Annotated in this window: 25 protein-coding genes; 14 read left to right on the top strand and 11 right to left on the bottom strand. The window is 59.8% G+C overall.

The window, feature by feature from the left end:
* The first annotated feature begins 9 nt into the window (after positions 1–9).
* From ACR0I8_RS02275 to ACR0I8_RS02260, 4 genes are read left to right on the top strand one after another with little or no spacing between them, the layout of a single operon-like run.
* Positions 10–2,805 carry a [protein-PII] uridylyltransferase family protein gene (locus ACR0I8_RS02275; protein WP_170688820.1) on the top strand — a complete coding sequence of 932 codons (2,796 nt, stop codon included), beginning with the start codon at positions 10–12 and terminating at the stop codon, positions 2,803–2,805.
* Positions 2,789–3,061 carry a hypothetical protein gene (locus ACR0I8_RS02270; protein WP_170688819.1) on the top strand — a complete coding sequence of 91 codons (273 nt, stop codon included), beginning with the start codon at positions 2,789–2,791 and terminating at the stop codon, positions 3,059–3,061. The genes ACR0I8_RS02275 and ACR0I8_RS02270 overlap by 17 nt, the downstream gene beginning before the upstream one ends.
* Positions 3,062–3,100: 39 nt before the next feature.
* Positions 3,101–4,303 (top strand): RSP_2647 family RNA methyltransferase, encoded by a 1,203-nt coding sequence (locus tag ACR0I8_RS02265; protein ID WP_170688818.1) that lies wholly within the window; start codon positions 3,101–3,103, stop codon positions 4,301–4,303.
* Complete coding sequence (locus ACR0I8_RS02260; RefSeq protein ID WP_170373963.1) at positions 4,300–4,842, top strand: RSP_2648 family PIN domain-containing protein; 543 nt, start codon at positions 4,300–4,302, stop codon at positions 4,840–4,842. Before ACR0I8_RS02265 ends, ACR0I8_RS02260 begins: the two co-directional genes overlap by 4 nt.
* A gap of 70 nt (positions 4,843–4,912) precedes the next feature.
* Here ACR0I8_RS02260 and ACR0I8_RS02255 read toward each other — a convergent pair whose 3' ends face one another.
* A complete protein-coding gene (locus ACR0I8_RS02255; RefSeq protein ID WP_170688817.1) occupies positions 4,913–5,599 on the bottom strand; it encodes a M48 family metallopeptidase in 687 nt (228 codons plus the stop codon).
* A gap of 85 nt (positions 5,600–5,684) precedes the next feature.
* Complete coding sequence (locus ACR0I8_RS02250; RefSeq protein ID WP_480702686.1) at positions 5,685–7,031, bottom strand: hypothetical protein; 1,347 nt, start codon at positions 7,029–7,031, stop codon at positions 5,685–5,687.
* A gap of 270 nt (positions 7,032–7,301) precedes the next feature.
* Here ACR0I8_RS02250 and ACR0I8_RS02245 point away from each other — a divergent pair, with 270 nt between their 5' ends.
* Complete coding sequence (locus tag ACR0I8_RS02245) at positions 7,302–7,700, top strand: hypothetical protein (protein WP_170688815.1); 399 nt, start codon at positions 7,302–7,304, stop codon at positions 7,698–7,700.
* 23 nt (positions 7,701–7,723) lie between these two features.
* Here ACR0I8_RS02245 and ACR0I8_RS02240 read toward each other — a convergent pair whose 3' ends face one another.
* Genes ACR0I8_RS02240 through ACR0I8_RS02220 form a run of 5 tightly spaced genes read right to left on the bottom strand, consistent with a single transcriptional unit; the run spans position 7,724 to position 11,823 of the window.
* Positions 7,724–8,908, bottom strand: a complete 1,185-nt coding sequence (locus ACR0I8_RS02240) for a vWA domain-containing protein (RefSeq protein ID WP_170688814.1) — start codon at positions 8,906–8,908, stop codon at positions 7,724–7,726.
* 3 nt (positions 8,909–8,911) lie between these two features.
* The gene (locus tag ACR0I8_RS02235) at positions 8,912–9,082 is read right to left on the bottom strand and encodes a hypothetical protein (RefSeq protein ID WP_170373958.1); all 171 of its coding nucleotides are present in this window, start codon (positions 9,080–9,082) and stop codon (positions 8,912–8,914) included.
* A gap of 7 nt (positions 9,083–9,089) precedes the next feature.
* Positions 9,090–10,454 carry a DUF2927 domain-containing protein gene (locus ACR0I8_RS02230; RefSeq protein WP_170688813.1) on the bottom strand — a complete coding sequence of 455 codons (1,365 nt, stop codon included), beginning with the start codon at positions 10,452–10,454 and terminating at the stop codon, positions 9,090–9,092.
* Positions 10,451–10,918, bottom strand: a complete 468-nt coding sequence (locus ACR0I8_RS02225) for a GNAT family N-acetyltransferase (RefSeq protein ID WP_170688986.1) — start codon at positions 10,916–10,918, stop codon at positions 10,451–10,453. The genes ACR0I8_RS02230 and ACR0I8_RS02225 overlap by 4 nt, the downstream gene beginning before the upstream one ends.
* Positions 10,919–10,977: 59 nt before the next feature.
* Positions 10,978–11,823: an AAA family ATPase gene (locus ACR0I8_RS02220; protein WP_170466382.1), complete on the bottom strand. Its 846-nt coding sequence runs from the start codon at positions 11,821–11,823 to the stop codon at positions 10,978–10,980.
* Between the two features lie 371 nt (positions 11,824–12,194).
* Here ACR0I8_RS02220 and dksA point away from each other — a divergent pair, with 371 nt between their 5' ends.
* Complete coding sequence (gene dksA, locus ACR0I8_RS02215) at positions 12,195–12,617, top strand: RNA polymerase-binding protein DksA (RefSeq protein WP_170374347.1); 423 nt, start codon at positions 12,195–12,197, stop codon at positions 12,615–12,617.
* Positions 12,618–12,688: 71 nt separating this feature from the next.
* Complete coding sequence (locus tag ACR0I8_RS02210) at positions 12,689–13,840, top strand: FAD-dependent monooxygenase (RefSeq protein ID WP_170688812.1); 1,152 nt, start codon at positions 12,689–12,691, stop codon at positions 13,838–13,840.
* 2 nt (positions 13,841–13,842) lie between these two features.
* Here ACR0I8_RS02210 and xth read toward each other — a convergent pair whose 3' ends face one another.
* Complete coding sequence (xth, locus tag ACR0I8_RS02205; protein WP_170688811.1) at positions 13,843–14,622, bottom strand: exodeoxyribonuclease III; 780 nt, start codon at positions 14,620–14,622, stop codon at positions 13,843–13,845.
* 280 nt (positions 14,623–14,902) lie between these two features.
* Positions 14,903–15,226 (bottom strand): HesB/IscA family protein, encoded by a 324-nt coding sequence (locus ACR0I8_RS02200; RefSeq protein WP_170373953.1) that lies wholly within the window; start codon positions 15,224–15,226, stop codon positions 14,903–14,905.
* Positions 15,227–15,302: 76 nt separating this feature from the next.
* Here ACR0I8_RS02200 and ACR0I8_RS02195 point away from each other — a divergent pair, with 76 nt between their 5' ends.
* A complete protein-coding gene (locus ACR0I8_RS02195) occupies positions 15,303–16,445 on the top strand; it encodes a deoxyguanosinetriphosphate triphosphohydrolase (protein ID WP_170688810.1) in 1,143 nt (380 codons plus the stop codon).
* On the opposite strand, the gene ACR0I8_RS02190 is transcribed toward ACR0I8_RS02195, so the two are convergent.
* Positions 16,446–16,991 carry a molybdopterin-binding protein gene (locus tag ACR0I8_RS02190; protein ID WP_170373951.1) on the bottom strand — a complete coding sequence of 182 codons (546 nt, stop codon included), beginning with the start codon at positions 16,989–16,991 and terminating at the stop codon, positions 16,446–16,448.
* A 131-nt stretch (positions 16,992–17,122) separates the two neighbouring features.
* Here ACR0I8_RS02190 and argS point away from each other — a divergent pair, with 131 nt between their 5' ends.
* From argS to ACR0I8_RS02160, 6 genes are all read left to right on the top strand, one after another.
* Positions 17,123–18,868 carry an arginine--tRNA ligase gene (argS, locus tag ACR0I8_RS02185; RefSeq protein ID WP_170373950.1) on the top strand — a complete coding sequence of 582 codons (1,746 nt, stop codon included), beginning with the start codon at positions 17,123–17,125 and terminating at the stop codon, positions 18,866–18,868.
* An 87-nt stretch (positions 18,869–18,955) separates the two neighbouring features.
* On the top strand, positions 18,956–20,011 hold the full coding sequence (locus ACR0I8_RS02180) for an SPOR domain-containing protein (protein ID WP_170373949.1): 1,056 nt from the start codon (positions 18,956–18,958) through the stop codon (positions 20,009–20,011).
* Positions 20,008–21,015, top strand: coding sequence for a beta-N-acetylhexosaminidase (nagZ, locus tag ACR0I8_RS02175; protein WP_170688809.1), 1,008 nt, complete (start codon positions 20,008–20,010; stop codon positions 21,013–21,015). Before ACR0I8_RS02180 ends, nagZ begins: the two co-directional genes overlap by 4 nt.
* Positions 21,005–21,799: a segregation and condensation protein A gene (locus ACR0I8_RS02170; protein ID WP_170688808.1), complete on the top strand. Its 795-nt coding sequence runs from the start codon at positions 21,005–21,007 to the stop codon at positions 21,797–21,799. Before nagZ ends, ACR0I8_RS02170 begins: the two co-directional genes overlap by 11 nt.
* Positions 21,792–22,442: an SMC-Scp complex subunit ScpB gene (gene scpB, locus ACR0I8_RS02165; RefSeq protein ID WP_170688807.1), complete on the top strand. Its 651-nt coding sequence runs from the start codon at positions 21,792–21,794 to the stop codon at positions 22,440–22,442. The genes ACR0I8_RS02170 and scpB overlap by 8 nt, the downstream gene beginning before the upstream one ends.
* Before the next feature lie 64 nt (positions 22,443–22,506).
* Entirely contained in the window at positions 22,507–22,725 is a 219-nt protein-coding gene (locus ACR0I8_RS02160; RefSeq protein ID WP_170483409.1) for a hypothetical protein, read from the top strand.
* Here ACR0I8_RS02160 and ACR0I8_RS02155 read toward each other — a convergent pair.
* Positions 22,722–23,801 carry a 2'-deoxycytidine 5'-triphosphate deaminase gene (locus tag ACR0I8_RS02155; RefSeq protein ID WP_170688806.1) on the bottom strand — a complete coding sequence of 360 codons (1,080 nt, stop codon included), beginning with the start codon at positions 23,799–23,801 and terminating at the stop codon, positions 22,722–22,724. The two genes, ACR0I8_RS02160 and ACR0I8_RS02155, sit on opposite strands and share 4 nt — an antisense overlap.
* Positions 23,802–23,820 lie beyond the last annotated feature (19 nt).

Raw genomic sequence — 23,820 nt, 5'->3', positions numbered from 1 at the left:
GGTCCGGGTATGACTGAGAGTTTGACCATCAACCGTCTGCCGCGCGCGTTCGACCAATCCTTGGGCGACGAAACCCGCGCTTTGCTTGCCGACCTGACGACTGAGCAAGGCGATCTGATCGCCGGAACCGCCGGGTCCAGCCCGTATCTGAAGGGGCTGATCGAGCAAGAGAAAGTGTGGCTGCCGCAGGCCATGCACCAGCCAGACAACGCCTTGGCAGAGGTGATGGAGGCCGCGCGTACCCTCGCGCCTGATCAGCTCAAGCCGGGGTTAAGGCTGGCCAAGCGGCGGATGGCTGTTCTGACCGCTTTGGCGGATATCGCGGGTGCTTGGCCATTGGAAAAGGTAACGGCAGCGCTGACTGATTTTGGCGCACTGGCGGCGGATGTGGCTGCAAAGGCCGAGATTGCTGCCTTGATCCGCCGCAAGAAGCTGCCTGGAAAGACCGAGGATGATGTCGAAACCGCTGCCGGGATGGTCATTCTCGCGATGGGCAAGATGGGCGCGCATGAGCTGAACTACAGCTCGGACATCGACCTGATCGTTCTGTTTGATGAAACGCGCTTTGACCCGGATGATTTCTACGAAGCCCGTCACGGAATGGTGCGAGCCACGCGCAATTTCTGCGCCACGCTCAGCGACAAAACCGCCGACGGGTATGTATTCCGTACCGATCTGCGCCTGCGACCGGACCCCGCAGTGACCCCGGTCTGCATGGCGACGGAGGCGGCAGAGCGCTACTATGAAAGCCTCGGCCGCACATGGGAGCGGGCCGCCTATATCAAAGCGCGCGCCTGCGCGGGGGATCTTGCGGCCGGAGAGCGGTTTCTGGACACCCTGAAACCCTTTGTCTGGCGCAGGCATCTGGACTTTGCCGCCATTCAGGACGCCCATGACATGCGCCTGCGTATCCGCGAGAACAAAGGAACGGGCGGCAGCCTCTCCATCCCCGGTCATGACATGAAACTGGGGCAGGGCGGCATCCGAGAGATCGAGTTTTTCACCCAGACCCGGCAGTTGATTGCAGGGGGGCGCGACCCCGATCTGCGCGTGCGCGGCACGGTGCCTGGGCTGGCGGCTCTGGCGCAGAAGGGCTGGGTGCCGGAAGAGGTTGCGGAAAAGCTGACCGATCACTATCGCGCGCATCGCGAGGTCGAACATCGCATTCAGATGATCCATGACGCTCAGACCCACAAGGTCCCTCAATCTGAAGACGGGATCGAACGGGTCGCCTGTCTGATGGGTCTCAGTAGTAGCGATCTGACCAAGGACCTGATGCGCCGCCTGACCGAAGTGCATGAGCTGACCGAAGGCTTCTTTGCACCGGGCGCAGGGCCTACGCCGACGCCCGCGCCTGAGGTGACGTTCGACCAAAATATCCTCGCCCGCTGGGCCACATATCCGGCCCTGAGGTCTCAGCGCGGGCGACGTATCTTCGACCGGTTGAAGCCCGAGCTCCTCTCGCGCCTTGCCAAATCCGCGCAACCCGATGAGGCCCTGTTGGCGCTGGATGGGTTTCTGGCGGGCCTGCCAGCGGGTGTTCAGCTGTTCTCGCTCTTTGAGGCTAACCCACATCTGATCGACCTGTTGATCGACATCGTCGGCACCTCGCATGCGCTGGCGTCTCATCTGTCGCGCAACGCCTCGGTGTTTGACGCGGTGATCGGAGGCAGTTTCTTCAGCGATTGGCCCGGTTTGGAGGTTTTGCAGGCCGAGTTGGTGGAAGCACTGGCGCAGGAAACCGACTACGAAACGCAACTCGATCTGGCGCGGCGCTGGTGCAAGGAATGGCATTTCCGCATTGGCGTTCACCACCTGCGCGGCCTGATCGACGGGGCGCGGGCCGGCCGGCAATATGCCGAGCTGGCGCAAGCCGTGATCGCCGCGATCCTACCCTATGTGACAGACGTCTTCGCACGCAAACACGGCCCGGCACCGGGGCGCGGAGCGGCCATTCTGGGCATGGGGTCGCTGGGGGCATGGCGGATCAACTCGCAATCTGATCTGGATATGATCGTGATCTACGATCCGCTCGATCAAGACATGTCTGACGGTCCACGTCCGCTCGCCACGCGCACTTATTACGCACGGTTCACGCAGGCGCTGATCACAGCGCTGTCGGCTCCGATGTCTCAGGGGCGGCTCTATGAAGTCGACATGCGCTTGCGCCCCTCGGGCAATCAGGGGCCGGTGGCCACCAGTTGGGCCAGCTTCACGCACTACCAGCAGGAAGAGGCCTGGGTGTGGGAACATCTCGCCCTGACCCGCGCGCATGTCGTCGCCGGAGACGCGGGCTTGGCTCAGGACATCGAAACCTTCCGCACCGAGCTGTTGTCGCGCCCTTGGGAAGCAGACAAAGTTCTGCGCGAAGTGGCCGAAATGCGGACACGTCTGGCGGCGGCCAAGGCCCCGGCGGGCGTTTGGGATGCCAAGAACGGCCCGGGCCGGATGATGGATATCGAGTTGATGGCCGAGACCGGAGCGCTGATGGCAGGCCTCGCAAACCGGGATGTGATGTCTGGCCTCGACGGGGCGGTCGCTGCCGGTTTGTTGGATGTCGCGCAGGCACAAACATTGAAGGACAGCTACGATCTATGCTGGTCGGTACAATGCGCGGCGCGGCTGCTTTCGGGCAAGGTGATTGAGGCGGACAAAATCGGCGAGGGCGGAGCGGCCTTCCTGTGCCGTGCCACCGGGTTCGAACAGGTCGAAGCGCTGCAATCCGCATTGCAGGACAGCTATTCCACCGCCGCCGAAATCATCGGCAGCGTAATCAAAGAGGATGAAGATGGCGCGCAGCACTGATCCAAACGACCCCAAGGGCCTGATCCGCGAGGCGTATAACATCGAAGGCATCACCATGCCCGAATGCCGCAGCATCTTTCTGGACTGGGCGCTCAGCCTGCCCGATGGCGTGGACCAGAAACAGGCTCTGGCCGATCTGCACGCTTCCTATTCCGCTCAGGAGGCCGATCACCCTATGACGCAGGTGATGACCGAAGGGCTGCAGGCCGCACAAGCGCCCAAGCGGCGCGGCGGCTGGCGCTCTCGCCCCCGCTAGGGGGTTTTCCTTCGGGCTGTTCGCGACTATGAGGCGGTCATGACCCAAGCCGCTGACCGCCCCCGTATCCGCCTGAAACCCAAAGCCAATGCGCGCGGGCTGCGCCATGGGTTCCCATGGGTCTATGCCAATGACATCGTCACCGACCGGCGCACGCGCAAAATCCCCGCCGGGGCGCTGGCCGTTCTTGAGGATGACAAACGCGCGCCGATCGCTCTGGTCGCGGTCAACCCGGAGTCGAAAATCATGTGTCGCGTTCTAGATCGCGATATTGAGGCCGATCTGAACGCGGACTGGTTCGAGACCGGCCTGCGCCGCGCGCTTGAAATGCGCGAATGCCTGTTTGACGCGCCATACTACCGTCTGATCCACGCCGAGGCCGATGGTTTTCCCGGTGTGATCATTGACCGTTTTGGCGATGCCTGCGCAATCCAGCCCAACGCCGCCTGGGCCGAGGCGCATCTGGAGGTGCTAACCGACGCGCTGGTCAAGGTGACCGGCGTGAAAACCGTTCTGAAAAACGCCTCGGGCCGGACCCGCGGGTTGGAGGGGTTGGACGACGTCAACCAAACCCTGCGCGGAACGGCTCCTGACGCGCCTCTGCGCGTTCCCATGAACGGCGCGACCTACATGGCCGACCTGACAGGCGGCCAGAAAACCGGTCTGTTCTACGACCAGCGCCCTAACCACGCTTTTGCGGCGCGTTTGATGCATCCCAAAGCTCAGGTGCTGGATGTGTTCAGCCATGTGGGCGGCTTCGGCCTTGCCATGCTGGCTGGAGGGGCGGAACAGGCGCTATCTGTCGATGGCTCTGCCGCCGCGTTGGATCTTGCCACAAAAGGGGCCGAAGCAAGCGGATGTGCTGACCGGTTCCAGACCCGCCAAGGCGACGCTTTCGATGTGCTGACACAACTGGGTGAAGAGGGCGCACAGTTCGACGTCGTCATCTGCGACCCGCCCGCCTTTGCGCCTTCGAAACAAGCCCTCGACGCCGGCCTGCGCGCCTATGAACGCATCGCTCGCCTCGCCGCCCCACTTGTGAAACAAGGCGGCTATTTGGGCCTCTGCTCCTGCTCTCATGCCGCAGATCTGGGCCGCTTCCGCGATGCCTCATCTCGCGGGATCGGACGGGCCGGACGGCAGGCGCAATTGATCCACACAGGCTTTGCCGGACCCGATCATCCACAATTGCCGCAATTGGCTGAAAGCGGTTACCTCAAAGCCGTATTCTACCGGCTGTGAAGGCGGTTCTGGATACCTGCGTCATCTACCCCACGGTGATGCGTGAGATGCTGCTGGGCGCGGCAAAACTGGGCCATTTCACCCCCATCTGGTCCGCGCGCATCCTCGAAGAATGGGCCCGCGCCGCCCGTAAACTCGGCCCCGAAGGCGAAGCACAGGCCCGCGCCGAGATCGCACTAGCCCAAGCGCACTGGCCCAAAGCCGAACGCAAGGTAGCAATGGGTATCGAACAACGTCTCTGGCTGCCCGACAAGGCCGATATCCACGTTCTGGCCACGGCCATCGAGGCCTCGGCGGATGTCATCGTCACCGTCAACGCCAAGGACTTCCCCAGAAACATCCTGTCCGAAGAGGGCCTTGAGCGCCGTGACCCAGACAATCTGCTCCACAGCTTCTGGCAAACCGACCCTACGGGCATGACGAACGCGGCCAAGGCGGTCCTGTCCGAAGCCAACCGCCTATCGGGCGATCAATGGACCCTACGCGCGCTCATGAAAAAAGCCCGCCTGCCGCGCCTGGGCAAAGCCCTGACCACCTAAACGGGATCCCCCTTCATCTGGCTAAAAATATCCCGGAGAGCGCGAGAGGCTGGCCTCTCGCTGTACACCCTCAGCCACGCGCCCAACGCTGCTCCAAAGCCTCCAACGCCGCAATCCGCTCATCCGTCTTTGGATGGCTCATCAGCCACGCAGGCACAATTCCGGCACGCTGCTGCGTCAGGTCTTCCAACTTGTGGAACAGAGATTTCTGCGGCGCGATCCCAATCCCGGCCTTGGTCAGCAAGGCGGCGGCATATTCGTCGGCCTCATACTCATCCTGCCGAGACAAACGCGACGCCAACAGGGAGGTCAGCGCATTCGCAATCATGGCCCCGATGAAGGGAATGAACCGGTTCAACACCATGATCAACGCGGTCCGCATTGCGTTCTGGCCTGAGAAATCAATCATCCTCCGCTTCGCATGCCCCAAGGCCACATGACCCAACTCATGGGCAATCACGCTCGCCATCTCCTCGGCCGAGACCTCACCGTTGCGAAACTTGCGATAAAACCCGCGTGTGATGAATATCCGCCCGTCCGGAGCCGCCAAGCCGTTCACCGGGTCAATCTCGTAGATATAGACCGGCACCCGCGCGATCTCTAACGCGGCGGCCAGCCGGTCCGTCATCCGTTTGAGGGCAGGGTCAGCCAGTTCGGTCGACTTCTGATCCAACTCGCGATGGGTGCGCCAGATGGAAATCCGGTACATCACAAGGCCATAGGCAATCGCCAGAAGGATCGGAGTTAAGCGAAGCATGACATAGATATGGGCGGCTCACCCAGTCTAGGCAAGCCGCAATTGCAATTAAGTCCTAGGTCAAAACATGCCCCGAATGCTGAACCTACCTACCCGGCAGAGGAAGCTGCAAGTTCGAATGGAATTCAGAGAGAGACTGTTTCGTTAACGTGGTACCTTTTGAAGCCTCGAAAAAGGCATGTTCTGCCTCTTTCTCAGCGACCAATGCATCCACTCTCAAATCCCTGACATCTGCGCGCAAGTCGTCACGCGCCTCTTCATAGGTTTCCGCGTCACGCAGTTCATCCTCAAGCGCGTTCAGGTTATCCTCGTAGTTGGGGTCTGAGGGATCAAGCGCGGCAATATCGTCCGCAATGTCGTCGCTGCTACGGCCGTCATAGCTTTCATTCAGGTCCCGTAGCTCGCGCCGCGCGTCATAGAGATCTCCGCGCAGGTCATAGTAGGTTTCCGCAGCGGCCTGATAGGTCGCGATCTTGCCGACATTGCTGTTGGGAGACGCGTTGCGAAACGCCGGAGCCGCCGCTTTCGATGCGTTCAGGTTGCGCAGCTTGTCCGAGCCATAGGGGTCGGTAATCGCAGCCACAAGCGGATCGCGGTAGTAGCGATACCGATCCTTCTTTTGATGCGAATAGGTGTCATATACATCTCGCCGATCATCCCACTGTTCGTACGTCGCATCGTCTTTGGTGTATCTGTAGCGATCAGGATCGTAGGGCACGGGCTGGATTGTTACTCCATCCTTGTAGCGATGCCGCGGCTGCGGAAGATCCAGGTAGCCGTGGAACTGAGACAAAGTGCCTTTGGTCACTGTCCTGCCTTTGGACGCGTCGAAGAAGGCGGTTTCTGCGTCTTGCAGGGCGTCGCGCGTTTCGTGGCGCAAATCCCTTACATCTGCGCGCAGGTCGTCACGTGCCTCTTCATAGGTTTCGGCGTCACGCAGTTCATCCTCAAGCGCGTTCAGGTCGTCTTGGTAGTTGGGGTCTGAAGGATCAAGCGCGGCAATGTCGTCCGCAATGTCGTCGCTGCTGCGGCCGTCATAGCTTTCGTTCAGTTCCCGCAGCTCGCGCCGCGCGTCATAGAGATCCCCGCGCAGGTCGTAGTAGGCTTCCGCAGCGGCCTGATAGGTCGCGATCTTGCCGACATTGCTGTTGGGAGACGCGTTGCGAAACGCCGGAGCCGCCGCTTTTGATGCGTTCAAATTGCGCAACTTGTCCGAGCCATACGGGTCGGTAATCGCAGCCACAAGCGGATCGCGATATCTACGCTTGTCCAGGTTTTGTTCGTCGTATCGCTTGGTGCGATAGTCCGAGCGGGCAACCGGTCGCGGGGAGTATTCGACCGGAGCAATGGACGCTTTGCGGTAGGCCTTATTTACGCGTTTTCCGCTGGCCTTGGGTTGCACGCGTGAGCGTTTGCCGAACAGCTGTTCCACGTCGCGTTTGAACTCGCGCCCAACGTTCGCCAGTGTTGTTTTCTGAACTTTGCCGCTTCGTGACTTGTTGTTGGAAGGTTTTTGGGACTTCGCTTTCTGCTTGTTGCCAGTTCCGAATATGTTGCGAGAGCGTTGAGTTGTGGATTTGGCTTTTTGCTTTTTGCCATTTCCAATTAGGTTGCCAGAGCGTTGGGTTTTGGACTTCGCTTTCTGCTTGTTGCTACTTCCGAATAGGTTTCGAGAACTCTGGGTTTTGGATTTGGCTTTTCCATGATCCTTACCGGCACTTTTTGCACCGTTGCTTTTACCAGATTTTCCCTTTTCGCCGCTCTTGCCTCCGTCTTTTCCTCCCTTGCCGGAATTCCCCTTGCCACCTCCGTTACCCCTTCCGTTCCCTTTGCCGTTGCCTTTGTCGTTTTTTGCGTAAGCCGCATCCGGCGCAAAGGCAAAAGTCGCAACGGCACCGGACGCCAGCACCAATGCAGAAATGGTCAAAAAAGATGTCAGGTAGTTGCGAAGTTTAGATTTGGTCATCTCAGCCCCCCAGCATCGATCCGTTTGGTTTATACCACGAATCTCAAAAATGCGGGGAATATTGCTTCGATTGTTTCCTCTGAAGCTATTTCGAGGGCAAAATCTAAGACTTTGTCTTGTTTTTGGCAGCGTTGATCTACTTCAACGCGCAGCGACGTCTAGCGAGTCAACTCTCGCATGCCCTGTTCCAACCCGGCCAGCGTCATTGGCACCATGCGGTTTTCGAAAATCTCTTGAATCATGCCGATGGAGTGGGTGTAGCCCCAGTATTTCTCGGGCACCGGGTTGATCCACAGGTTTGACGTCCACTGCTCGCGCGCGCGCTGTAGCCAGACTTGGCCTGCTTCTTGGTTCCAGTGCTCGTTGGCGCCGCCGGGGTAGGCGATCTCGTAGGGACTCATCGAGGCGTCTCCGACGAAGATGCATTTGTAGTCGCCGCCATAGGTGCGCAGCACCTCGTGGGTTGGGATCTGTTGGTCCCAACGGCGGCGATTGTCGCGCCAGACGCCTTCATAGAGGCAATTGTGGAAGTAGTAGTATTCCAGATGCTTGAACTCGGTGCGCGCGGCCGAGAACAGCTCTTCAACCACCTTGATATGCGGGTCCATGGAACCACCGACATCCAGAAACAGCAGGACCTTGACCGCGTTATGCCGCTCGGGGCGGGTTTTGACGTCGAGATAGCCATGTTCGGCAGTGGCGCGGATGGTGCCGTCCAGGTCCAGCTCCTCTGCCGCGCCCTCGCGGGCCCAGCGGCGCAGACGCTTCAAGGCGACCTTGATGTTGCGCGTTCCCAGTTCAACAGTGTCGTCTAAGTTCTTGAATTCGCGCTTGTCCCAGACTTTCACCGCGCGCTGGTGACGGCTTTCCTTCTGGCCGATCCGCACGCCTTCGGGGTTGTAGCCATAGGCCCCGAACGGAGAGGTCCCTGCCGTGCCGATCCACTTGTTCCCCCCCTGGTGACGGCCTTGCTGCTCTTTCAGGCGTTCGCGCAAAGTGTCCATCAGTTTGTCAAAGCCGCCAAGGGCTTCGATCTCGGCCTTTTCCTCGTCTGATAGGTGTTTTTCTGCCATCTTGGCCAGCCAGTCCGCGGGGATGTCTACCGCCTCCAGCACCTGATCGAAACTGATCTCACCCAGCCCCTCAAAACTGGCAGCAAAAGCGCGGTCGAACTTGTCGATATTGCGCTCATCCTTCACCATCGAGACACGGGCGAGGTAGTAGAACGCCTCGACATCATAGGTTGCCAGGCCCTTTTTCATCCCCTCCAGAAAGGTCAGATATTCCCGAAGAGAGACCGGAATGCCTGCTTTTCTGAGGTTTTCGAAAAAGGGCAGGAACATGGGCTACACCAAGAACCGCACAAGGATCAGAGACAGGATCAGGCCCAAAAGCGCAAAGGCTATGCCGTAACCGGCCGCGTATTGCGCCATGTCGGCCCGGTTGCCGTTGCGCTTGCGCGCGGCCATTACGCCCAGGATCGCACCCAAAACAGCCATTCCAACTACTACGAGCATTCGTCTGTCATCCGCCTGTATTCTTTCTCGACGTTCCAGCGTCGCCCTCTGCCAGAGACCGGGCCACCAGATCCGAGCCAAACCCGTATCGCGCCCATCCGATACTGTCCAGCCTGACCGCACGTGCCTGCTGCTCCTGTCCGGCTTGTTTCAGAGCCTCGGATTTCAAAAGCAGCAACGTCGCCAGAAGTGATGCATTCTCGGCCCGTGTTATCACGTCAATTGCGGAGTTCAGATCGGGCAGGATTTCGGGTCCTCTGTCCTGCGCCAGTGCAAAAGAGGCGGTTTGGGCCGTGACATGCGCGCGGTGAACCTCGGTTCCGGGGGTGGCGTTCAGGAATTGCAGGGCGATCTGGTAGTTCTGCAAGGCGGCGGCTGGGTCGCGAAACTGGATCATGCGGCCCATCAGGTAGTGCGGATAGGCGCGGCGGTGGTCGGTCCAGCCCTGTCGCCGTCCGATCTCGGCCGCGCGCTTTGCGGCGCGCAGCTGTCGGGGGGATCCGGGACCTGGACCAAGGGCTTTATTGATCGCGTCGACCCATTCGCGCGGAGTTTCGGTCAACGGCTGCACCGGCAGCCGGTCGCCGCGCGGGTTGAGGCGGCTGAGCAGGCCGGGGATCACGGTCTCGACCTGTTCGCGGGTCATACCCGAGCGCAGTTCAGGAGAATAGGCCGCCCGCAGGATCAGCATGTCGAACCCGGTCAGAACGGTGTGGATATTGTCATCGTTGAACACGGAATCGGGCAGATGATACAGGTCGTTAAGCGGCCCCAGCGCCTGCGCCAGTTCCTCATGCAAGCAATCGCGGATTTCCTGCGGGCTGACATCTGCAGGGATGAAAATGCCCAGACGCTCACGCCGTTGCAACTCGGTCCAGCTGCTTTTTGGCTTGCGGCGGTCGCGGCGGTATTCCTCTAGGCTCGACGAATTGGGGACCACGAAGCAGGCAGCATTGGGAAGGATGCGTTGGATGTCGCGCTGGGTGACGGCCTCAATGGTGATGTTGGCCTGACCTTCGGGAATTTGCCGGATGTCGATCCTGCCCTCGCGCCGAATGCGGTTCAACAGGCTGTTCAGGTCGCGCTGCATACTGGCCGTGGGTGCGCCGGTCAGGCGCACGGTGATGGGTGTTTCGAACCGAGTGAAAACCGGTAGTTCCACACCGCTTTCCAGCGCAAAATGCAGGTCCAGGAAATCGGCGGCAATGTTCGTATTGGACCGCGCAGGGGGCGTTGGCCGCGACGCCGAGAACGACTTGGTGGGGGGCAGGGATTGCTCAACAACCTTGACGTTGTCCGGCAGTTCGATCCGTTCGACCGTGGTACAGGCTGACACCGCCAACACTGCAACGAAGGCGACAAACCGCTTCATGCGCGGTTGTACTTTATGAAGGGCGTTTGGGTGCCAATCCGATCATAGAGCTGGCGTGCGGTGTGATTGAACTCCTGCGTGAGCCAATAGACTGATGGAGCACCCTGACGATCGGCCTCATCATAGACTGCCTGTATCAAGGCGCGCCCGACTCCGGTTCCACGCGCCTCAGGGCGGGCGAACAGGTCCTGCAGATAGCAGACATTCTCCACCTTCCAGCCATGACGGTGAAACAGGAAATGCGTCAATCCGACCAGCTTGCCGTCCTGTTCGGCAACAAAGCCCGAGAAATCCTGCGGGTCATCGCCCAGCAGACGTTCGAATGTCGTCTCGTAGATCTTGTCGGGCAGGGTGGTTTCGTAGAACGCAAGATAATCACGCCACATCTCGGCCCATTGGGCCTTGTCCTCGGCGGTCAGTGGGCGGATTTTTAGGTCTTTGGCCAAGCGATGCGTCCTGCTTATTTGGTTTCTGGGATGCTGACACCCGGACCGCCAAGAAGCAAGCCGCGCTCACATCCTGTTCAACGTCGACTGCGTGCCATGAAGGCCAATCGCTCAAACAAATGCACGTCCTGTTCATTTTTCAGCAGCGCGCCGTGCAGTTTGGGCAGCGCATTGGCCCCGTCGCGTTTGAGGTCTTCGGCGCTCAGATCCTCGGCCAGTAGCAGTTTCAGCCAGTCCAGAACCTCGGAGGTTGAGGGTTTCTTCTTCAAGCCTTGCGTGTCGCGAATTTCGTAGAATTGCGTGAGCGCGGTGGTCAGCAGCGCGTCCTTGATACCAGGATGATGGACTTCGACAATGCGGCGCATCGTGGCCTCATCCGGGAAGCGGATATAGTGAAAGAAGCAGCGGCGCAGGAAAGCGTCGGGCAGCTCTTTTTCGTTGTTCGAAGTGATGATCACGATCGGGCGGTTCTTGGCCTTGATCGTCTCGCCTGTCTCGTAGACATGGAACTCCATCTTGTCGAGTTCCTGCAGCAGATCATTGGGAAACTCGATATCGGCCTTGTCGATTTCATCAATCAGCAGCACGACCTTTTCGTCGGCCTCAAACGCCTGCCAGAGCTTGCCCTTGCGGATGTAGTTCGAGACGTCATGCACACGCTCTTCGCCCAGCTGGCTGTCCCGCAACCGGCTGACGGCGTCGTATTCGTAAAGGCCCTGCTGCGCGCGCGTGGTGGATTTCACATTCCACTCGATCATGCGCAGACCCAACGCGCCGGCGACTTGTTTTGCCAATTCGGTCTTGCCAGTGCCGGGCTCCCCTTTGACCAGCAAGGGGCGCTCCAGCGTAACGGCGGCGTTCACGGCGATGGTCAGATCATCGGTGGCGACATATTCGGCTGTGCCTTGAAAACGTGCGGTCATCAGGTCCTCTTGCTGTTTCCGGCGAAACTGTGGTGTCCGGGTTACAGAGCGATGGGGAATTTGACAAGCCGGGTCGCTGCGTCGGTGATTCAAATTTACCAGCGAGTCCAACCGCTTTTGCATGATTCGCAGGCAGGTGTCTTTCTCGAGGGTTGAACAATGCCCTGAAATTGCCTGTCGATTTTCACAGAAAAACAAGGATTTGTTGTTTTAAGTCTCATATTTAGATGAAGGCTTGCGACGGGGCGTCCGTTCTACGTTTGTGTAGTGACATTCCAGTGCCCGTCGGCTAAACGCTGCGCAGAAGGGAGAGCCAAATGTCTGGTGAAGCAACCGTGACCGACGTTACAGGCCATACCGAGGGAGCAAATATGAAGCAGGAAGTTTTTCTGCCGGAGGACTACCGTCCGGCCGAAGATGAGCCTTTCATGAATGATCTGCAGCTTGAGTATTTTCGCCGCAAGCTGCTGGACTGGAAGACAGAACTACTCGCAGGCAGCCGCGACACGATCGAAGGGCTGCAGGACAACACCCGCAACATTCCGGACGTCGCCGACCGCGCCAGCGAGGAAACCGACCGCGCGCTTGAACTGCGCACTCGGGATCGTCAGCGCAAACTGGTGGCGAAGATCGACTCGGCCCTGCGCCGGATCGACGAAGGCGAATACGGGTATTGCGAAAAAACAGGCGACCCGATCTCGCTTAAGCGTCTGGATGCGCGCCCGATCGCGACAATGACGCTCGAGGCACAGGAACGGCATGAGCGTCGCGAAAAGGTCCACCGCGACGATTGATCGTCCTGAAAAAGTGAATAATTCAAACGCCGGGGCCTGTTGCTCCGGCGTTTTTGCGTTAAGGCAAGGCCATGAAGATCAACGGTCTGAAGTTTTGTGTGGTTGGCGGCGGCATTGGCGGTCTTGCGTCGGCGTTGGCCCTGCGCCAGCGCGGGGCGCAGGTGACCGTGTTAGAGCAGGCCCCAGCGCTGATCGAGGTCGGAGCAGGCCTTCAAATCAGCGCCAACGGAATGTCCGTTCTGCGCGCCTTGGGGGTTGCGGGGGATCAGCCTGAAGTCGCGCAACTTTCTTACGGAACTATTCTGCGCGACTATCGCAAGGGCCGGGTGATCAGTCGTATTCCAGCCCCGGCGGCGGGCCCGACATTCTACTATCACCGCGCCGATTTACTGGAGGTGCTGCGAAAGGCTTCCGAGGATGCAGGTGTCGACATACGCCTTGGCGCGCGAGTGCAGACGGTTCGCAAACATCCGTCCGAGGCCGAGATTGTACTGGATGATGGACTGCACCTTCGCGCCGAATGTGTCATTGCAGCAGATGGCGGACGCAGCGCCCTTCGTCCGATCCTGAATGGCCCGGAGGCTCCTGCCTTTACCCACCAGATCGCCTGGCGCGCCACGGTGCCTTGGGAGAACCGTCTTGAGAGACCGCAAGCCTCACTGACAATGGGGCCGAGGCGGCACGTCGTCACCTATCCGCTACGCGACCAACGCCTGATGAACGTCGTCGCAATTGAAGAACGCTCGGACTGGCAGCAGGAAGGCTGGCGCGTTAAGGGCGATCCCGACGACTTGCGCGCGCGGTTTGCCGATTTTGGCGGGCCGGTGAGGGATATTCTGACAAAGGTCGAAGAAACGCATCTGTGGGCGCTGTTCCTGCGCCCGGTGGCCGAGAGATGGCAGAACGGTCGCTTGGCCCTGTTGGGCGATGCGGCACATCCGACGTTGCCCTTCATGGCGCAAGGGGCCTGTCTGGCTCTTGAGGATGCCTGGGTTCTGGCACGCTCTTTCGACAGCCAATCGGGTGTGAGACAGGCTCTCGCAGCCTACGAAGCCGCGCGCCAGCGTCGCGCGCAACATGTGGTCGCTGCGGCATCTGCTAACGCGCGCAACTTCCATCTGCGGGGTCCTATGCGTCTGGCCGCGCAAGCGGTTCTGGCAGTAATAGGTCCGCGCCTGACGCGGAAATATGACTGGATCTACAACTACGACCCGACCGTCTGATCTCAGATGTCCAGATCGACCCAAACCGGCACGTGGTCCGAGGGTTTTTCGTGCCCGCGCACCTCTTTGTCGATTTGACAGTCTTGCATCAGATCCGCGGCCTGAGGGGTCAGTAGAAAATGGTCGATGCGAATGCCGTCATCCTTGTTCCATGCTCCGGCCTGATAGTCCCAGAAGGAATAGTGGCCCGCACCTTGCACGCGGGCACGGAACGCTTCGGTGAACCCAAGGTTCAGGATCATGCGGAACGCAGCCCGGCTTTCGGGGCGGAACAAGGCGTCCTCGCGCCATGCATCGGGGCGTTTTGCATCTTCTGCTTGGGGAATGATGTTGTAGTCGCCCGCCATTAACGCAGGCTCTTCGTTAGCCAACAGGGCACGGGCGCGATCGTACAGACGCTCCATCCACGCCAGTTTGTAGTCGTATTTTGGCCCGGGCGTTGGGTTTCCGTTCGGTAGATAAAGGCCACAGACCCGCAGCGCCTGCTTGCCGACAACAGTTGCTTCGATCCAACGCGCTTGTTCATCTTCATCGTCACCGGGCAAACCGCGCGTCACATCCTCCAAAGGTAGCTTCGAGAGGATTGCGACTCCGTTGAAGCTCTTCTGACCATGTGTTTCGACATTGTACCCGCGTTCTTCGAAGATTTCTCGGGGGAAGTTCTCGTCGACGGACTTGATTTCCTGCAATAGAACCACGTCCGGCTGGGCTTCATCCAACCAACGCGGCAAGGCTTCGGCCCGCGCTTTTATGCCATTGATGTTGAACGTGGCGATTTTCATGCGCGATCCTCCAAAGCTGTTGGCAACCTATCGCCCAGAATGATCCCATCGGCAAGGTGGTGGATGGGGTTGCGAGGCTCTGCCTCGCGCTCCGAGGTATTCTTGGCCAGATGAAGAAACGGATCCTTAACCAATTTTGTTGTTGCAATGAGATGCGGTACATGCGGAGGCGCCGACGACCGCGCCAGGTGAATCTCTCCGGCGTTCAGGTCGGAGAGTGGATCCCTGCTTCATCTGGCTGAAAATACCTTGGGGGTGTGGGGGCAATCCCCCACGTGGTTTACATGGAAAACGACGTGCCGCATCCGCAGGAGGACGTCGCGTTGGGGTTTTCGATCACGAACCGCGCGCCGATAAGTTCCTGGGTAAAATCAATGACTGCATTTTCCAGAAAGGGCAGGGAGATCGAGTCGACAATCACCTTTTGGCCTTTGCCTTCCAGCACAAGGTCGTCCTCTTTTGGTTCGTCCAACGCGATTTCGTATTGAAAACCGGAACATCCGCCGCCTTCAACGGCGACACGCAAGGCCTGCCCCTGATTGGCGGCACCGATTTCAGCAAGGCGCTCAAACGCTCGTTCTGTGACTGTCGGAGGCAGATTCATGCCGGACTCCAAAGGTTTATTTCCCAACCAACGTACAATATATGAAACCTATCGACAGGCGACAAGGACCAGACTTTTGGATAGAGCGGGTTTTGCCTCGGATCCAAGCCGCGCACGGGGGCGGTTGGTGCCTGAGGAGGAAAGCAGTTTCCGTTCATGCTTTCAGCGTGATCGGGATCGCATCATTCATGCCAGCGCGTTCCGGCGACTTAAACACAAGACGCAGGTTTTTGTGGAACATGAGGGCGATAGCTACCGCACCCGCCTGACGCATTCGATCGAGGTCGCTCAGGTCGCGCGCACAATTGCTGGGGCTTTGAACCTGAACCCAGAGTTGACGGAGGCCATCGCGCTTGCGCATGACTTGGGTCACACGCCTTTTGGTCATACGGGTGAGGATGCGCTGCATGCGTTGATGGTGCCCTATGGTGGTTTTGACCACAACGCGCAGGCCATCCGCATCGTCACCAAGCTGGAGCGCCACTATGCCGAATTCGACGGTTGCAATCTGACGTGGGAATGTCTTGAGGGGATTGCAAAGCATAACGGACCGGTGACCGGAGAGCTGCCTTGGGCTCTGGCTGAATGCAATGGCGGTTTCGATTTGGAACTGCATACTCATGCCAGTGCCGAGGCGCAGGTGGCGGCCCTATCCGACGATATTGCCTACAACAACCACGATCTTCTGGATGGGCTTCGGGCCGACCTGTTCTCTGACGATGAAATCCAGCAACTCCCGATTGTTGTAGAGTGTTATGCGGCGGTTGATCGGGCCTATCCCGAGCTTGATCCGTATCGTCGCCGGCATGAGGCGTTGCGGCGGGTCTTTGGTGTTATGGTCTCGGACGTGATTGATACATCGCGAGAGCTTATTGTCAGATCGGGGGCGCAGTCGGTTGAGGATATCAGGCACTATGGCGCTCCGGTCATTCAGTTTTCTGACGGGCTTTGGGCGCAACTCAAGGAGATACGCGCTTTCCTGTTCGCGCGGATGTATCGCGCCCCCAGTGTGATGGAGGTTCGGGAAAAAGTGGCTCGTGTGGTTGAAGACCTGTTCCCGATCTATCTGAATGATCCCAAGCAGATGCCGAACCGCTGGCACGATGATATCGAAGCGGCGCAGGATGAAACCGCGCTGGCGCGGATCGTTTCAGATTACATTGCGGGCATGACCGATCGGTTTGCGCTGCAGGATCACAAGCGCCTGACAGGCAAGTAGCTATTCGATCCCTATATAGGCCAGCGCCCAAACCTGTTGACCGGCCTGTTCCGCCGCCAGATCAGCGTCGTCGTTTGGAGGGAAGACGATCATGGTGGGACCGTAACCGCCGATGCCCATTGGGCTGCCGTCTGCATGGGTCGCGACGATCGGGTTGTGGGCCTCGATACTGCTCCAGGGAATTTCGGCCTGATAGCCGTCCAGCGCCATGGGTTTGGCGGTTTTCCCTTCGGCTCCGGCCATGGTCATCACCGCCGACAGAAGAGGGCCAGAGAACGTGATCTCGCGTTTGTTGCCTTCGGGGCCGTAGGGGATCGTGATTTCGGTCTGATCAAGCGCATCCAGCATCGCGGTGTCGAAACCGGCGGCTCCACTATGAGTGACCTCCAGATACCCAAGCAGACCGCCGTCATTCTCGCCGCGCGCTGGCAGGTTGGTCTCAGAGACGGCGCCGCCCAATGTCAGCAGAACGTGCCCCTTGGGCGTGGGCATCTCGGCCCATACGGGCGTCGCTAGGGCAAGGACAAGGGGCAGGACTAGGCGCATGGGTCGTCTCCGGTTTTGCAATCCTGCACAAATTAGCTGTGTTCGTGGACAATCCAAGCCCAAACCGATGCCTTCCATTGACCTTGACGCCTTGCGTGGTAAACCGCCGGGCAAGCAAAAGGACATCCGAAATGAACCTGTTTTCCGAGATCCGCGGTCTTGTACTGGACGCGTTGGCGCAGATGCAGTCCGAAGGCGCTCTGCCCGAAGGGTTGAGCTTTGACAACGTGGCGGTCGAGCCGCCGCGCGATGCCGCGCATGGCGATATGGCGACCAATGCGGCGATGGTGCTGGCAAAGCTCGCGAAGATGAAGCCGCGCGACATTGCGGACGCTTTGGCGGTCAAGCTGGCCGCCGATGACCGGATCACAAGCGCCGAGGTTGCGGGGCCGGGGTTTCTAAATCTGCGTCTGGCCGCGACGGTCTGGCAGGGTGTTCTTGCGCGCGTGTTGGAGATGGGCGCGGATTATGGCCGCTCGACTATGGGGCAGGGGCAGAAGGTCAACGTGGAATATGTCTCGGCCAATCCGACCGGGCCGCTGCATGTGGGCCATACGCGGGGCGCGGTGTTCGGGGACGCTCTGGCGAGTTTGCTGGCCTATTCCGGCCATGACGTGACTCGTGAGTACTACATCAACGACGGTGGCGCGCAGGTGGATGTGTTGGCGCGCTCGGCTTACGAACGCTATCGCGAGGCCAATGGTCTGAGCCCCGAGATTGCTGAAGGTCTCTATCCTGGCGACTACCTGATCCCGATCGGCGAGGCGCTGAAAGAGAAATACGGCGACAGCCTGATCGACAAGCCCGAGAGCGAATGGCTGGAAGACCTGCGCAACTTCGCCACCGACGCGATGATGGACCTGATCCGCGCGGACCTGAAGGCACTGGGCGTCGAGATGGACGTGTTCTTCTCGGAAAAATCCCTCTATGGCACGGGCCGGATTGAAGCCGCGCTGCAGTCGCTGACGGACAAGGGCCTGATCTATGAGGGCGTGCTGGAGCCGCCCAAAGGCAAAAAGCCCGAGGATTGGGAGCCGCGCGAGCAGACTCTGTTCAAATCGACAGAACATGGCGATGACGTCGACCGCCCGGTTAAGAAATCGGATGGTGCCTGGACCTATTTCGCCCCGGATATTGCCTATCACTACGACAAGGTGAGCCGTGGTTTTGACGCTCTGATCGACGTGTTTGGCGCGGATCACGGTGGCTATGTCAAACGAATGAAGGCCGCTGTTTCGGCTCTGTCCGACGGCAAGGTGCCGCTGGATATTAAGCTGACCCAGCTGGTGAAGCTGTGGAAGAATGGCGAGCCGTTCAAGATGTCCAAGCGGGCCGGGAACTTTGTCACCCTGCGCGATGTGGTCGATCAGGTTGGGCCGGATGTGACCCGTTTCGTGATGCTAACCCGCAAGAACGACGCGCCTCTGGATTTTGATTTCGACAAGGTGCTGGAGCAGAGCCGTGAGAACCCCGTGTTCTACGTGCAATATGCCCATGCCCGCGTCATGAGCGTGCTGCGCCGCGCCGCTGAGGCCGAAATTGCCGCCGACGATGCGACCCTTGTGGGCGCGGATCTGGGCAAGATTGACCATACCTCAGAGCTGGCTGTGGCCAAGAAACTGGCTGAATGGCCACGACTTGTGGAAATTGCCGCGCGCACTAACGAACCGCACCGCGTTGCGTTCTATCTGTATGAATTGGCAGGGGATTTTCATGCTCTGTGGAACAAGGGCAATGAAGAAACTCAACTGCGCTTCATCCAGGATGGCGATGTTGCCACAAGCCAGTCGAAAATCGCATTGGCCCGTGCCGTTTCTGTTGTGATTTCAGCAGGCTTGGGTATTCTTGGCGTTACTCCGGCGCAGGAGATGCGGTAACCAATACCGCCCGAACCGCCGGTCTGAGGCAGACAAGAAATGACCCGCGCGCCTTAATTTCAGGTGCAATCGGGCGGTGAGGCGGACATGACGAGTTACGATTACTCGGGGCATCAAAGCCCCGGGCAGATGCATTACCCGAATCAATCCTATGCCGATGATGGGTATGACTACCCTGACGAGATGGCCGACCATGCCGCGCCGCGCAGCGGTTTTGGCGTTGGCAAGGCGATGAACGTGCTGGGGGCGGTTGCCTCTCTGGCGCTGGTCGCCGGGATCGGAATCTGGAGCTACAAGCTGGTGATGCGCGATGTCAGCGGTGTGCCTGTTGTCCGCGCCGCCGAAGGTCCGATGCGCATTCAACCCGAAAACCCGGGCGGACGCCCCGCAGATCATCAGGGTCTGGCCGTGAATGCCGTTGCTGCCGAAGGCTCGGCAGCCGCCCCTGCGGATCGTCTGATCCTAGCCCCGCGTCCGGTCTCGCTGACGGATGAGGACCTGCCCGCTGGGGAACTGAAGCCGACCAAAGCTGTTCATGTCGTCGAAGCGCCGATTTCGAACGAAGAGGCCGCGGCGCTGCGGCAGAACGCAGTGGACGCACTGGTCGCCGAGCTCGCGGGCGAGGCGGCTCGTGCCAATGATCAGCAAACCGAGGATGGCGTGCAGCTAGCGTCACTGGTGACGCCCGAGGAAGAGCCTGCGATTGACCCTGCGGATTTCGCCGCAGCTCTGCCAGACCCGACCATTGCCGAGCTTCCGGGTGTGCGCCGCTCGTTGCGCCCGCAAACCCGCCCGGCCCGCCGTGCGGTGGTCACCGATACGTCTGAGGCAGCGATCAACGCGGCCGTCAAATCCGCCGTTGGGTTGGATGTAGACCCTGACACACTGAGCAAAGGCACTCGTCTGGCGCAGCTTGGCGCTTTTGAGAGCGCGGATGTCGCCAAATCCGAATGGGCGCGTCTAAACGGTCAGTTCGGTGAGTATATGGACGGAAAACAGCGTGTTATCCAGAAAACCTCAAGCGGTGGCCGCACCTTCTACCGGTTGCGCGTGCTTGGTTTTGATGACCTGAGCGACTCGCGCCAGTTCTGTGCGGCGTTGGTAGCGCAAGGGGCGGACTGTATCCCGGTGGCCGTCAGGTGACGTTTGGGGCCGCGATTTCTGACGCAGAAGCGCTGCGGTTGACCGATGACGAAAGGGCCTTGTTCCGTGATATGAACCCGTTTGGGTTCATCCTGTTCGCGCGCAACATCGAAAGTGCCGATCAGGTCCGGGCCCTGTGCGATGACTTTCGCGAGGCCGTTGGGCGGAATTGTCCCATAACGATTGATCAGGAGGGAGGCCGTGTTCAACGTCTGCGCGCCCCTCTGGCGCGCGAATGGATGCCGCCGCTCGATCATGCTGAACGGGCCGGAGAGCATGCGGAACGCGCCATGTACCTGCGCTATCGCCTGATTGCGCATGAGCTATTTGAGCTGGGGATCGACAGCAACTGCGCCCCGATGGTGGATGTCGCGCGCCCGGAAACCCACGCCTTTCTACGCAACCGTTGCTACGGCAGTGATGCAAAAAGCATCGCTCAACTGGGGCGGGCCGTTGCGCAGGGGCATCTGGATGGGGGCGTTTTGCCCGTCGTCAAGCACATGCCCGGTCACGGTCGGGCCACGCTGGACACACATTTCGACCTGCCGCGCGTCGACCTGCCGCTCGAAGAGCTGACGCAGACCGATTTCGCCCCGTTCAAGGCTCTGAACGACCTGCCAATGGCGATGACCGCTCATCTGGTGTTCGAACAGATCGATCCGACACCGGCCACGATCTCGGCCCCGATGATGAAGGTCATCCGCGAGGTGATTGGCTTTGACGGGTTAGTCATGACCGATGACATCACCATGAAGGCGCTCAGCGGGTCGGTGCCCGAACGTGCGGCACGGGCCTTGCAGGCGGGCTGTGATGTTGTTTTGCACTGCAACGGCAGCTTTGACGAACGTCGTGATGTGCTTGAAGCCGCAGGCCAGATGACCGAGGCGGCGCAGGCCCGCGCAGATCGGGCCTTGGCCATGCGCAAAAAGCCCGCCGAACTTGACATCGAGGCCACTGAGGCTGAACTATCTGCCCTAATGGGCGGGCAGGTATATGAACGATAGTCTTTTCAGCGAAGATCCGGTTTCGGTCGCCGACCGGCTGGCAGCCGAAGCGCTGATCGTTGACGTTGACGGTTTTGAGGGCCCGTTAGATGTGCTCCTGACCCTGTCACGGACGCAAAAGGTCGACCTGCGCAAGATTTCGGTCCTGGCACTGGCGCAGCAATATCTGGCTTTTGTCGAAAAGGCGCGCGCGCTGCGGATCGAACTGGCCGCAGACTACCTGGTGATGGCCGCTTGGCTGGCCTTTCTCAAATCCCGCCTCCTGCTGCCGCCTGACCCGGATGATGAGGGGCCCTCGGGTGAGGAACTTGCAGCCCACTTGGCGTTTCAGCTCGAACGCCTGCAGGCCATGCGTGATGCCGCCGCCCGGCTCATGGCGCGGGACCAGCTGGGGCGCGATTTCTTCAAGCGCGGGCAGGCCGAAGACGTCACTCGCATTCGCACAGTGACCTATTCCGCCACGCTGTTGGACTTGATGCAGGGCTATGCGCGTATCCGCACCCGCGATGAATTCCGCCCCTTTGTGATGGACCGCGACTCGGTGTTCACGATGGAGCAGGCGCTGGAACGTATGCGCCCTCTGATCGGGTTTGCCGGTGCCTGGACCGATATGGAGACCTATTTGCCCGACGGATGGGACGGTGATCCGGTGCGGCGACGCTCGGCTACGGCGGCGACTTTCGCGGCCTCGCTGGAGCTGGTGAAAGAAGGACATATGGAGATCAAGCAAAGCGATACCTTTGCCCCGATCCATCTGCGCAAGAGGACCGAGACCCGTGACTGACGCCCCCGAAGAAACCGGCACCCTGTTCGAAGCGCCCCCGCTGGCCGAGCAGGAGCGGATGGTCGAAGCGGTGTTGTTTGCCAGCGCCGCACCGGTGACGATTGCCGATCTTGAGGCGCGGATGCCGCATGGCAGTAATGCCGCGCAAGCGGTTGAATTGCTTCAGAAACGCTATGAGGGGCGAGGCGTGCGCGTGGTCAAGGTAGGTGAGGCCTGGGCAATCCGAACCGCGCCTGATCTGGGCTTTCTGATGCAGAAAGAAACGGTCGAGACCCGCAAGCTAAGCCGCGCGGCGATCGAAACGCTGGCCATCGTGGCCTATCACCAGCCCTGCACGCGGGCCGAGATCGAAGAGATACGCGGTGTCTCTGTCTCGCGCGGGACAATCGACCAACTGCTCGAGATGGAGTGGATCCGTCTGGGCCGCCGCCGCATGACGCCGGGCCGCCCGGTGACCTTTGTCGTCACACCCGAGTTTCTGGATCATTTCGGGTTGGAAAACGCTCGCGATCTACCGGGCCTCAAGGAATTGCGCGCCGCTGGCTTGTTGGAAAATCGCCCGCCGCCGGGTGCTATCCCACTGGGCGAGGGGCGCGAAGACGAAGTTGACGAAGATCAGACCGAACTCTTCGAGGAAGAGTGATCAGATAGCCCTTTTGCCGCCGTATAGATACCCTATCTCTAGGCGCAGGAAACGGAGTTGAGCAATGAATGCAAATCGGATCATCGACATGATCGTCCGCCAGGTCACGCGCCGTCTTGTCAACAAGGGGATCGACAAGGGATTTGATATGGCCAGCCGTATGGGCGGTTCGTCGGATGCGGACAGTAGCCAACCAAAAGGGAAACCGGGGCCGGCCCAGTCGCAGAGTATCAAACAGGCCAAGCAGATGACCCGTCAGATGCGGCGGTTCATGCGGTTTTAGGTAGCCGCCTTGAAGTGTTTGGACAGTTTCAGTCCCTGTCCTTGATAGTTCGAGGCAATGCCCGCGCCATATAGCTGTGTGGGCATTTCGGACATCTTCTCATAGACCAAGCGCCCTACGACCTGACCGTGTTCTAGCACGAACGGGGCTTCGTGGCAGCGAACCTCAAGCACACCGCGCGATCCGGCACCACCTGCGGCCGCGTGGCCAAAGCCGGGGTCAAAAAAGCCCGCATAGTGAACACGGAACTCACCGACCATGGCCAGATAGGGGGCCATTTCTGCCGCGTACATGGGTGGGATATGCACCGCCTCCCGGCTGACCAGGATATAGAACGCGCCGGGATCGAGAATGATGCAGCCATCGCTCGTGCGCACCTCTTCCCAATAATCCTGCGGATCGTATGCGCCGATCCGGTCCAGATCAATCACGCCGGTATGCGGCTTTGCGCGATAGCCAACCAGATCGGTGTCAGGCAATTGCAGGTCAACCGAAAAGCCCAGACCGTCCTGAATAACTGCAGGCCCATCGACCAGCGGGGATTCGGTGTGCAGGGCGGTCAATTCCGCGTCGGTCAGAACGGCCTGACCCTGACGGAAGCGAATCTGGTTCAGCCGCATGCCGGGCCGTACAAGAACCGAGAAGGAGCGCGGGCAGATTTCAGCGTAAAGCGGGCCGGTGTAGCCTGCGGGCATCCGGTCGAACTCGGTGCCGCCATCGGTGATTGTTCGCGTCAGCAGGTCCAGCCGCCCGGTTGAGCTTTTGGCATTCGCCACCGCGCTGGTCTCAACGGGCAGGGCGAGCGATTCCATCAACGGCACGAGATAGACGCAGCCTTTCTCGAGCACGGCTCCGTCGGTGATATCGATCCGGTGCATCTCAAACTCGGCCAAACGGTCGGCGACCGATCGCCCTTCGCCCGCAAGAAATGAAGCGCGGACGCGGTAAGCCACTGTTCCCAAACGAAGATCAAGGCTGGCGGGTTGCACCTGTGCCGGGATCACGTCCGGGCTGGCACTGATCTCACCGCGTGTGATCATCGCTTCGATCTGCTGGTTTGGGCATACACCTGTCATTTCGATCCCCCCTGATGCC

It is taken from the genome of Ruegeria sp. BG9, assembly GCF_056538305.1.
The sequence above is the reverse complement of the archived record's forward strand: the minus strand, read 5'-3'. Positions and strand labels throughout refer to the sequence as shown.

Bases quoted from the DNA above. Each gene is read 5' to 3' on its own strand.
- ACR0I8_RS02275 (WP_170688820.1), top strand. From the start codon at position 10: ATGACTGAGAGTTTGACCATCAACCGTCTGCCGCGCGCGTTCGACCAA.
- ACR0I8_RS02270 (WP_170688819.1), top strand. From the start codon at position 2,789: ATGGCGCGCAGCACTGATCCAAACGACCCCAAGGGCCTGATCCGCGAG.
- ACR0I8_RS02265 (WP_170688818.1), top strand. From the start codon at position 3,101: ATGACCCAAGCCGCTGACCGCCCCCGTATCCGCCTGAAACCCAAAGCC.
- ACR0I8_RS02255 (WP_170688817.1), bottom strand. From the start codon at position 5,599: ATGCTTCGCTTAACTCCGATCCTTCTGGCGATTGCCTATGGCCTTGTG.
- ACR0I8_RS02245 (WP_170688815.1), top strand. From the start codon at position 7,302: ATGATCCTTACCGGCACTTTTTGCACCGTTGCTTTTACCAGATTTTCC.
- ACR0I8_RS02240 (WP_170688814.1), bottom strand. From the start codon at position 8,908: ATGTTCCTGCCCTTTTTCGAAAACCTCAGAAAAGCAGGCATTCCGGTC.
- ACR0I8_RS02235 (WP_170373958.1), bottom strand. From the start codon at position 9,082: ATGCTCGTAGTAGTTGGAATGGCTGTTTTGGGTGCGATCCTGGGCGTA.
- ACR0I8_RS02230 (WP_170688813.1), bottom strand. From the start codon at position 10,454: ATGAAGCGGTTTGTCGCCTTCGTTGCAGTGTTGGCGGTGTCAGCCTGT.
- ACR0I8_RS02220 (WP_170466382.1), bottom strand. From the start codon at position 11,823: ATGACCGCACGTTTTCAAGGCACAGCCGAATATGTCGCCACCGATGAT.
- dksA (WP_170374347.1), top strand. From the start codon at position 12,195: ATGAAGCAGGAAGTTTTTCTGCCGGAGGACTACCGTCCGGCCGAAGAT.
- ACR0I8_RS02210 (WP_170688812.1), top strand. From the start codon at position 12,689: ATGAAGATCAACGGTCTGAAGTTTTGTGTGGTTGGCGGCGGCATTGGC.
- xth (WP_170688811.1), bottom strand. From the start codon at position 14,622: ATGAAAATCGCCACGTTCAACATCAATGGCATAAAAGCGCGGGCCGAA.
- ACR0I8_RS02200 (WP_170373953.1), bottom strand. From the start codon at position 15,226: ATGAATCTGCCTCCGACAGTCACAGAACGAGCGTTTGAGCGCCTTGCT.
- ACR0I8_RS02190 (WP_170373951.1), bottom strand. From the start codon at position 16,991: ATGCGCCTAGTCCTGCCCCTTGTCCTTGCCCTAGCGACGCCCGTATGG.
- argS (WP_170373950.1), top strand. From the start codon at position 17,123: ATGAACCTGTTTTCCGAGATCCGCGGTCTTGTACTGGACGCGTTGGCG.
- ACR0I8_RS02180 (WP_170373949.1), top strand. From the start codon at position 18,956: ATGACGAGTTACGATTACTCGGGGCATCAAAGCCCCGGGCAGATGCAT.
- ACR0I8_RS02170 (WP_170688808.1), top strand. From the start codon at position 21,005: ATGAACGATAGTCTTTTCAGCGAAGATCCGGTTTCGGTCGCCGACCGG.
- ACR0I8_RS02160 (WP_170483409.1), top strand. From the start codon at position 22,507: ATGAATGCAAATCGGATCATCGACATGATCGTCCGCCAGGTCACGCGC.
- ACR0I8_RS02155 (WP_170688806.1), bottom strand. From the start codon at position 23,801: ATGACAGGTGTATGCCCAAACCAGCAGATCGAAGCGATGATCACACGC.